General features: G+C 32.5%; 8 protein-coding genes. All 8 read right to left on the reverse strand.

What is annotated here, in order from left to right:
* Positions 1 to 1,028: 1,028 nt before the first annotated feature.
* The 8 genes from K5S59_RS28080 to K5S59_RS28110 all read right to left on the reverse strand — a co-directional run bounded on the left by K5S59_RS28080 (position 1,029) and on the right by K5S59_RS28110 (position 7,635).
* Entirely contained in the window at positions 1,029 to 1,673 is a 645-nt protein-coding gene (locus K5S59_RS28080; RefSeq protein ID WP_212981796.1) for a pentapeptide repeat-containing protein, read from the reverse strand.
* A 316-nt stretch (positions 1,674 to 1,989) separates the two neighbouring features.
* Entirely contained in the window at positions 1,990 to 2,316 is a 327-nt protein-coding gene (locus K5S59_RS28085; RefSeq protein ID WP_220784108.1) for a hypothetical protein, read from the reverse strand.
* Positions 2,317 to 2,337: 21 nt separating this feature from the next.
* Positions 2,338 to 2,472 carry a hypothetical protein gene (locus K5S59_RS30390; protein ID WP_259653024.1) on the reverse strand — a complete coding sequence of 45 codons (135 nt, stop codon included), beginning with the start codon at positions 2,470 to 2,472 and terminating at the stop codon, positions 2,338 to 2,340.
* 167 nt (positions 2,473 to 2,639) lie between these two features.
* Positions 2,640 to 3,170 (reverse strand): MerR family transcriptional regulator, encoded by a 531-nt coding sequence (locus tag K5S59_RS28090; RefSeq protein WP_212981800.1) that lies wholly within the window; start codon positions 3,168 to 3,170, stop codon positions 2,640 to 2,642.
* Between the two features lie 131 nt (positions 3,171 to 3,301).
* Positions 3,302 to 3,946: a hypothetical protein gene (locus K5S59_RS28095; protein ID WP_212981799.1), complete on the reverse strand. Its 645-nt coding sequence runs from the start codon at positions 3,944 to 3,946 to the stop codon at positions 3,302 to 3,304.
* Between the two features lie 1,404 nt (positions 3,947 to 5,350).
* A complete protein-coding gene (locus K5S59_RS28100) occupies positions 5,351 to 5,545 on the reverse strand; it encodes a hypothetical protein (RefSeq protein WP_168403695.1) in 195 nt (64 codons plus the stop codon).
* A gap of 756 nt (positions 5,546 to 6,301) precedes the next feature.
* Positions 6,302 to 6,892 (reverse strand): MarR family transcriptional regulator, encoded by a 591-nt coding sequence (locus K5S59_RS28105; protein WP_212981798.1) that lies wholly within the window; start codon positions 6,890 to 6,892, stop codon positions 6,302 to 6,304.
* A gap of 281 nt (positions 6,893 to 7,173) precedes the next feature.
* On the reverse strand, positions 7,174 to 7,635 hold the full coding sequence (locus K5S59_RS28110) for a hypothetical protein (RefSeq protein ID WP_212981797.1): 462 nt from the start codon (positions 7,633 to 7,635) through the stop codon (positions 7,174 to 7,176).
* Between the last annotated feature and the right edge of the window lie 173 nt (positions 7,636 to 7,808).

The raw sequence follows: 7,808 nt of genomic DNA on the forward strand, positions 1-7,808 counted from the left end.
TTTTTCTTTTATAAAAAATATAAATACAATAATTTTGCACTTTGTGCAAAATTTAAAAATGAACATAAACATTGTCAAATCAATGTTTATAAGCTTTTTATATTTTGTATTTTGTTATAAATATAAAAACTAACTTTTGTATTTTGCAACAAAATGCAAAATTAACTTATTTAAATTGTTATTATTTGCAAAATTAATCTAATTTAATTTTTATTTCATTGCAATTTTTCACTTTTAATAAAAATACAAAATTTCAATTTTAATTTTTATATAATTTTTCACTCTTTGCAATTTGCATTTTCTTATAACTTGCAATTTGTAAAAATAATAATTTGCATACTTTGCAAAATTATAAAATATGAAATTTCGTAGTTTGCAATTTTTCATTTATTGCAATTTTGTTTTTATCGAAATTTTATATGTATTTGCAATTTGCAAAAATAAGCAAAATTACTCATTTTGAAATTTTCATAACTTGCAATTTTATAAAACATGCAAAATTTTCAGTGTGTCATTTTTGAAAAAATATGCAAAATTACCCCTTCTGAATTTTAAAACCTCGCAAAATCCCGAAAATCATTGAAAACACTGGTGTTTCTCAAATCAAAAAATCCATTTTTCGAGAAAAAAACTCACATTCCCAATTTTTAGGAAATCCTGTGGACGCGTGAGGGGCTGGCAGCCCTGCAGGCTAACATAGGGAATTCTCACTGTAAAGACGGTGAATCTGTCTTGACAGCGAGCCTCCACCCTATGTCTTTACGCCAGCAGCCCAGCACCTCTTCCACGCTTGATCTTGCACAAAATACAAAAAACCGTCCATCAGGACGGCTTTACGTTTAACATAATTCTCGAAAGCGAAAGTGCAATTCCATTCATTTAAATTAGATATACCACAAGTGATGCAGGCAGTGAAATAACAATGATATGAGAAGTAGTTATTGCAAAGTGTTAAGAAAACGGAGACTGCTAAATTGATTAACACAATACTTTATGGGGGCTACTCCTATTAGTTCATTCAGAATTTATCATTTAACTTTTAATCCTAATAACATTGCAAATCCAATTGCTTGTTCTGAAGAAACTTCACAGCCATTTAAACTATCTAAAGATACAGTGAGATTATCAAATGTGCATGTACTAATATCTATTCCTTTGAGTGCAGTTGCAGTGAAATCAACATCATTGATATCACATTCATAAAACTTCACCTTGTATAATTCGCAATCATAGTAATTAGCACTCTTCAACAATGCATTATCAAATACGACTTGTTTTAATCGTGATTCTGCGAAGGTACTAAAATTTGCAATACAATTTTCAAAAGAAACATTTCCAAGACTACTCTCTGAAAAATCTGTGCCTAATAATTTGCAGTTTTTGAAAGTAACCCTATGAATAATCCCTTCGTTAAATTTAGCATTGGATAGATCACAGCTTTCAAAAACTACATCAGTCATATCAATTCTATTAAAAGAGCTGTTTATAAAAGTTGTATTTTCAAAAATGACCTTCGATAAAACTACTCTATCAATATTCTCGTTATCATTTATTCCATTTGCAATGATACAGTTCGATAAATATGGATCTTCTTCATAAAAAATGTCTTGAAAATTTGCTTGCTTTAAATCTTTTGAGACTCTTGGAATTTCAATTTTAAATTTTTTTGTCATAACAAGTGAATCCTTTCTAATAATTCATTAAAATAATAATATCTTTTTTGTTTCCTATTTCCCTCTAAATGTTATCACGAATAAAGGAGCCAGGGATAAATTTTATGCTGTATATGGTATACATACTCTGTTAACATAACGTCTCATTATCGGTAGCAAAGAGAAAACGAAATCCACTGATATACCTAGGATTTCGCTTTTTATTTTTAAGTATTCTTATACAGTTTTTTATACATTACTAATCTATCAATGATTTCACGCATTTTTCTTTTACATTTCTCCATACAAAAATGCATAAAATCCTGCATATTTTTAATTAAAATCCGAGTTTTTTGAGAGCATAAAGCTCAGCCGCTTCAGACAACATTTCTTGCCAATTCTCAAAATTAGTCACTTCTTTTATATACTGATCCCATTCAGCATCAGGAATTTTTGCAAAATCTTCATCCGTTTCTACTTCAAATGCACTATTTTCAAAAAGTGCATCTAAATTATCAAACTTTGTATATTTCTTCATGAAAGAATCATTGAATAGAACAGAAAGAGGAACAGTTTGTTTTCCCTCTAATTCTTTCGCTGCTTTTTCCATGTTTTTTAAGTCTTTCTGTAATTTATCTAGACCCTTCATTTCAAATTTAAACATTAAATACATCCTCTCCTTTAACTATTTTTTCTTAGATTTTGCTTGAGATAAAGCTGATGCTGCAACACTTTTTGCTGCTTTTCCATATCTACCATCGCGTAAAATCTTAGAAGCCGTCGTTGCAATTTTAGAACTTGTCACACGTTTTGAACTCATAAACACATACCTCCTAACTCTATTATTTTAATTCATTTCCGAACGTTTATTCTCCCCTTAATATCTATTATATTCCAGTTATTTTTAAAAGTAAAGCATTATATAAAGCATATATAGTATGAAATAAAAAGGATAAACACAATATGTTGTGTTTATCCTTTTTTGGGTTAAAAAATACCAAAAATTCTTTTTTTCTTTTTTTCTTTCTGATTTTCTTCGATTAAAGAAATTGCTTTATCTAACTTATTCTGCAATAATTTCACTTCTCGTTGAGCTTCTTCTTTTTCCTTTTTTTCTTCAAGCAATAAATCCAAAATCTGCTGATTTTGTTCTACAATCTTGTTTTGTTGATCTACCATTTTCACGAACTTTTCTTGAAAAATTGTTATTTCTGCTGAACGTTCCTGAATGGTTGTCGTAACGTTCATTTCTTCGGAAACGCTGACCGTTTCTACTCCGTTTTTCTTAGATTCTTCTAAGCTTTGTCTTGCAGATTCTTCTAAACTGAAATTTTTATCTAGAAATTCTTTCATTTTCTCAAGAACGCTTATATCTTTTTTATAATAAATCCTTTGGCTTCGCTCATTTCTTTCGAACTCATAATCTAGTTTTTCAAGCTCCAGGGACCACCTACGCAGCGTGTTTGGATTGATTCCAACCTTATCCGCCACTTCCTTTGCAAATTGCCCGTATTCCACGCGTTTCACCCCCGTTCTTCGAACGTTTCTACTAAGTATTTTTTTCTTTATGTTACTTTACTTTACCTTTATTTTACCGCATAAAAAAAAGACTTTGATCCATAAGGACAAAAGTCTTTTAGCTATATTGTCTATGATTCAACCCAAACCTTTACAGGAGTGCGTTTGTCTACAATTCGTAGTTCTTTTTGTTCTAAAAGAACGTTGTTCTTTTTTGCTTTCTCACACAAAAACTTCGCTAATCGTCTCTTTTGTGCAATTATGCCCGCCCACGCAGGGAAGCCATTTACCATATTAAATGTCTTAATCATTTTGTATTTGTTCTTCGTATTTGCAGCATCCAATAATTTAGCCTTTATCGTTTGATAACACTCCTTTTCTAGTTTGACTGTAAGTCTCTTTTTCTCAAAATAATGTATACTCAAAGACACTATTTCGCTGATTTTTAAAATCATTGGCGAATAGCGTACATCTGAAAACTTGTCATCTTCAACAATACCATCTTGTATAGACCCTTCGGTCTTCATAATCAATGCTATGTTGTTGTAACGAATATAAAAATAATTACACACGCCTCGCCCCTTGAGTCGAGAGCGTGTATATGGTTTAGTATCTGTCTTATATTTGTTTATTAGTTTCTTATCAATCTGTAAAAATTTATCCTCCTTATGACTTGGTAAATACAAGATATGATAGTAGTGATAGCCCCTGCCACAGAGATACACCACCTGTTGAATTAACGCTTGCCAACTCTGACATAGATATTTAGTGTCCATACAGATCACCTCCCGATGAAAAAAAACCTAGAACACGACATCCCTGTCAACTACTGATAAATCAATAATTCTGCTAATTTTTTTCACCATAGATGCATTCTTTTAGTCTAGTCACAATGTAAGGGGCCAACCTCACGACTAATGCAAACTCCACCACCTCTAGCAGAGTAAGTCACTCCTTTGCAGGAAACCTAATCAAACGCGCTCTCGATCCTCGCATCTTAAATTCAAATTGGGGCCAACCAATTCTCCAAAAAGACCGTTCGAATCTTGCCTAGTTAGTTTATAAACTTCATCATAATTGGTCTGGTCGCTCCAGCAATAGTTTGTAATCCTTACGGATTGGGACAGAATATGGAAGCTTCCCCTTACTCCCCGTTACAACGTAACGGATTTCGGTACACTATGCTCTCAACGCACTCAAGGTCTCGCCACTCCAATTAGATTTACCAGGTTGCATCCACGACATGACTCGTTTCGGACGCTTTACTACGACAACTGTGTCGCGCCTTTATCGGGTTGAGCTATTTAGTACTTGCGTTACCGCAGTTACCTCCCCCGCCTGGACCAACGTTATAGGCTTTCACCTATCCCGCAGTGTGGATTTACACCACTTCGTTTATAACAAACACAAATGACTACGTTCATTCGCATTTTTTCCTAGTCGCCCATATACCAAATACACCATTGAGTAGAAGCAGTCCTTCGACCACAGCCCTCGTTGCCACAACGCAAGTACCTCTCGATACACGTCGCGACGTCTGTACAAACTATGGTTCCTCGATTGGCAGTCGAGTTTTCACGTTTGCACAGCACACCCCAGAGACCGTAAACTCTGTGTGCGCCTGTACATAAAAATTAGCAGATAAATATATATGTTCGATTTGGCAATCAAACAAATGTTAGTTTAACAATTGGCGTTGTTAAACTGTGGCAGTTTTTAAAGCATAAATTTCCCTTCTCCATTAATTTTTTATTAGTATCATCTCCTTTTATTTTTGTTGTTTCTTCACAAATTTTTTCGTTCCAAAGACCTAAGATCAAGAGCAAAAGATTAAAACATTAAAAGCCCAAAAACGAAGGTCAAAAGAACGGTTTTAATGCCAGCACGCTGCCATATTCCTTTACAAGAAATTGCAAATGCTTTAAAACCTAAATCTACCAAGCTGTTCAAATAATAATCGAAAAAAACGATTTGTGAAGAAAAATTATATTTTTCCTCTCTTGCAGAAATTATTTTGCCTTATTATTTTAATAAACTGCTTTGCCAAAAATGCCTGTCTCGTTAAAATTTTCATTTGTGAAAGGTATTCTATCGTCAGAAACAATAAAAATTGAAATTTGAGCGTTTTTTGTTCGTTTTTCACATATGCCATGTCCGTTGGACATAAAAAAAAGCACACATTAAGTGCGCTCATCTTTTATTTGTTGTTTCAATTCATCAGATCGTTTCTTCAGTTCATTTATTTTTTTATAATACGCTTCATTTCGCCTATTTCTTTGTTCTTTTTTCATTTTGACAGATTCCTCTATGCTAAATGTTTTAAGTTCTTCTATTTGGTCATTTTCATGAGAATTTGGTTCATCATCATAAAACATAAAAGTACCTCCCAATAAAGGAAACAACAGTTTTTTATAACTGTTGTTTCCCAATCCTAGCATATGCAGGCCTCCACCACTAATATTGTATGTAATTCAACCCCAAAAAAACACCTTTCCTTTGGGTTTTGGTTTCAAGATACCAAACAAGGTCCTGATCTTCACGAGCGAAGCGGACTGATCTTCGATCTTAAAAGCAGAAATCCCGCTTTTTGATAAATTAATTCTGTTTTTTTGGTTTCTGCACTTGTGTTTTAGCGGTTTTCCCATTACTTTTTGGGTTGAGGTTGGCTCGTAGTGTGCGGACGAAACCGCACGGTTTTAAAAGGTTTTTTACACTACATTTGGAGTAAGAATATATGTATGCACAGCGTTTTTCGTCGTACAATTGGTAGCCAAGCCGATAAATTGCATAAAATCCTTTTTGGTATATCGGCTTGGCAAAGCCATTCACACGACGAAAATTTTTTGTGTCAAGAACGCAACACGAGCTTGCGAGATTGCGAGGGTGGAGATTTTTTGCACGTTCTTCGCAAAAAATACTACCTAGTTCTTTACTCAAAAAAAGCAAAACAATATATAGAGTGAGAGAGTAGTACTTTGTAAAAGTGGTATGAGGTATTGATATTACTGGTTTTTTTGGATATTTCGCTGTTCTTATTTTTAAGAACTTTAGTTCTCGATTTTAAGAACAGCAAAAAAAGACTGATATATCAACGTATATCAGTCTTTTTCCATATTTTTACATATTTTAACTTAAAAGAGTTTTACAGGTAATTTTTTTAATTCCTTTGGAATCTTTGAAAACATTGCTCGTAATGTTAAATTAACATCGTCTTTGTTTCCAGCAAAAATGATATTAGGATTCATAAAATAAGCATTTGCTCTTGCATTATTTTCAAGTAATCCTGTTTCACTTACAGCAAGAATCCCTTTGTCTACTAATGAATTAATAATTGGATTTATATTGTTTTTAGTTCTCTTTACAACCGCTGCAATCTCTGTTTGAGTCAAAGGAACTGGACTCTTCTTATGAATATCATCTACAATACAATTTGATAAAAAACCAACTTTTCTACTTATCTTCCAAAGAAACACAATCTCTTTATTATCAAAGTAATTGATCTCTTCGAGATAATCTATATTATCTTGTATTAATTGAGCAAATTTCGCTCTATTTTTAATTCTACGTTCTGGAACAAGCTTCATACCACGAGCGTTCGCTTTGGCTTGCAATTCATCTGCTACCTTCATATCATCTTCTGTTAATATCTTAGAATTCTCTAAATCACGCAGTCTTGCATTTTTTTCAGCTTGATTAAAATCTACAACTTTATCTTTAGTCATATGTACACATCTCCTATTTTGATTAAATTACTTAAACAAAAAAGGGAGATTACTCACATTTTTTTCCTACAAAAAATCCGCAGGATATATTGATTTTTCAAAGAATATACATTAAAGTATAAGTAGAAAATAACGTTTTTGGTGAGAGTAATCACCCGACAAGTGTTGACGCACTTGTCATTTTTTTTGTCTAAACACAATATAACGCGTATTTTTAAAAAATACCATAGAACTTGTAAAACCGACACTACACCGTATCAAATTTGATACGGTTTTGTCGTTTATTTAGCAGTTTCTTCTTTTGTTGGTGTAGTTCTTTTAGTTCTTGTTGTCGTTGCTTTCTTTTTCTTTTCTAATGTTTCTATTTTTTTCTCTAAAACCTCTATTTGCTTCTTCAATGCTTCGCATTCTTCCTTGTAATCTTCTCTTGTTTTCTTACTTTCTCCAATGAATTCCTCGGCATCATCATTGTTGATCTTGTGCTTTCCTTTTACCATCGTTGAAGGTAATTTTCCGCTTTTAATAAGTCGAAAGACTTTGTAGTAACTCCAGTCTTCACTCTTCGTTTCTTTATTGAAGTATTCAACGATTTCATCGATGGTTTTTAATTTCTGTTCTTCTTCGAATTTCTTCATAATGTCTTCAACGGACTCTTCGAGTTCTAAGATATTCTTAATCTCTTCATTTCCAATTTTTGCCATTTTTAAAGTTTCGATTTTTTCGACTATTTTCTGAATATTCATACTTTTCATTCCTCCTAATTTTGCAAAACGTATTTTCCAGATTTCTTACTTTAAATATAACTAAATTGAAAAAATATTGCAAGGTTTTTGCAAAACTTTTATTTTGCATTTTACGACAAAATGCAAAAACAATCGTTTTGTATTTACTTCAAATGAAAAATGTTTTTACCTTC

It is taken from the genome of Bacillus sp. BML-BC051, assembly GCF_019656175.1.
Taxonomy (GTDB): Bacteria; Bacillota; Bacilli; order Bacillales; family Bacillaceae_G; genus Bacillus_A; species Bacillus_A mobilis.

Coding starts and splice junctions, on each gene's coding strand:
- K5S59_RS28080 (WP_212981796.1), bottom strand. CDS start 1,673: ATGACAAAAAAATTTAAAATTGAAATTCCAAGAGTCTCAAAAGATTTA.
- K5S59_RS28085 (WP_220784108.1), bottom strand. CDS start 2,316: ATGTTTAAATTTGAAATGAAGGGTCTAGATAAATTACAGAAAGACTTA.
- K5S59_RS30390 (WP_259653024.1), bottom strand. CDS start 2,472: ATGAGTTCAAAACGTGTGACAAGTTCTAAAATTGCAACGACGGCTTCT.
- K5S59_RS28095 (WP_212981799.1), bottom strand. CDS start 3,946: ATGGACACTAAATATCTATGTCAGAGTTGGCAAGCGTTAATTCAACAG.
- K5S59_RS28100 (WP_168403695.1), bottom strand. CDS start 5,545: ATGTTTTATGATGATGAACCAAATTCTCATGAAAATGACCAAATAGAA.
- K5S59_RS28105 (WP_212981798.1), bottom strand. CDS start 6,892: ATGACTAAAGATAAAGTTGTAGATTTTAATCAAGCTGAAAAAAATGCA.
- K5S59_RS28110 (WP_212981797.1), bottom strand. CDS start 7,635: ATGAATATTCAGAAAATAGTCGAAAAAATCGAAACTTTAAAAATGGCA.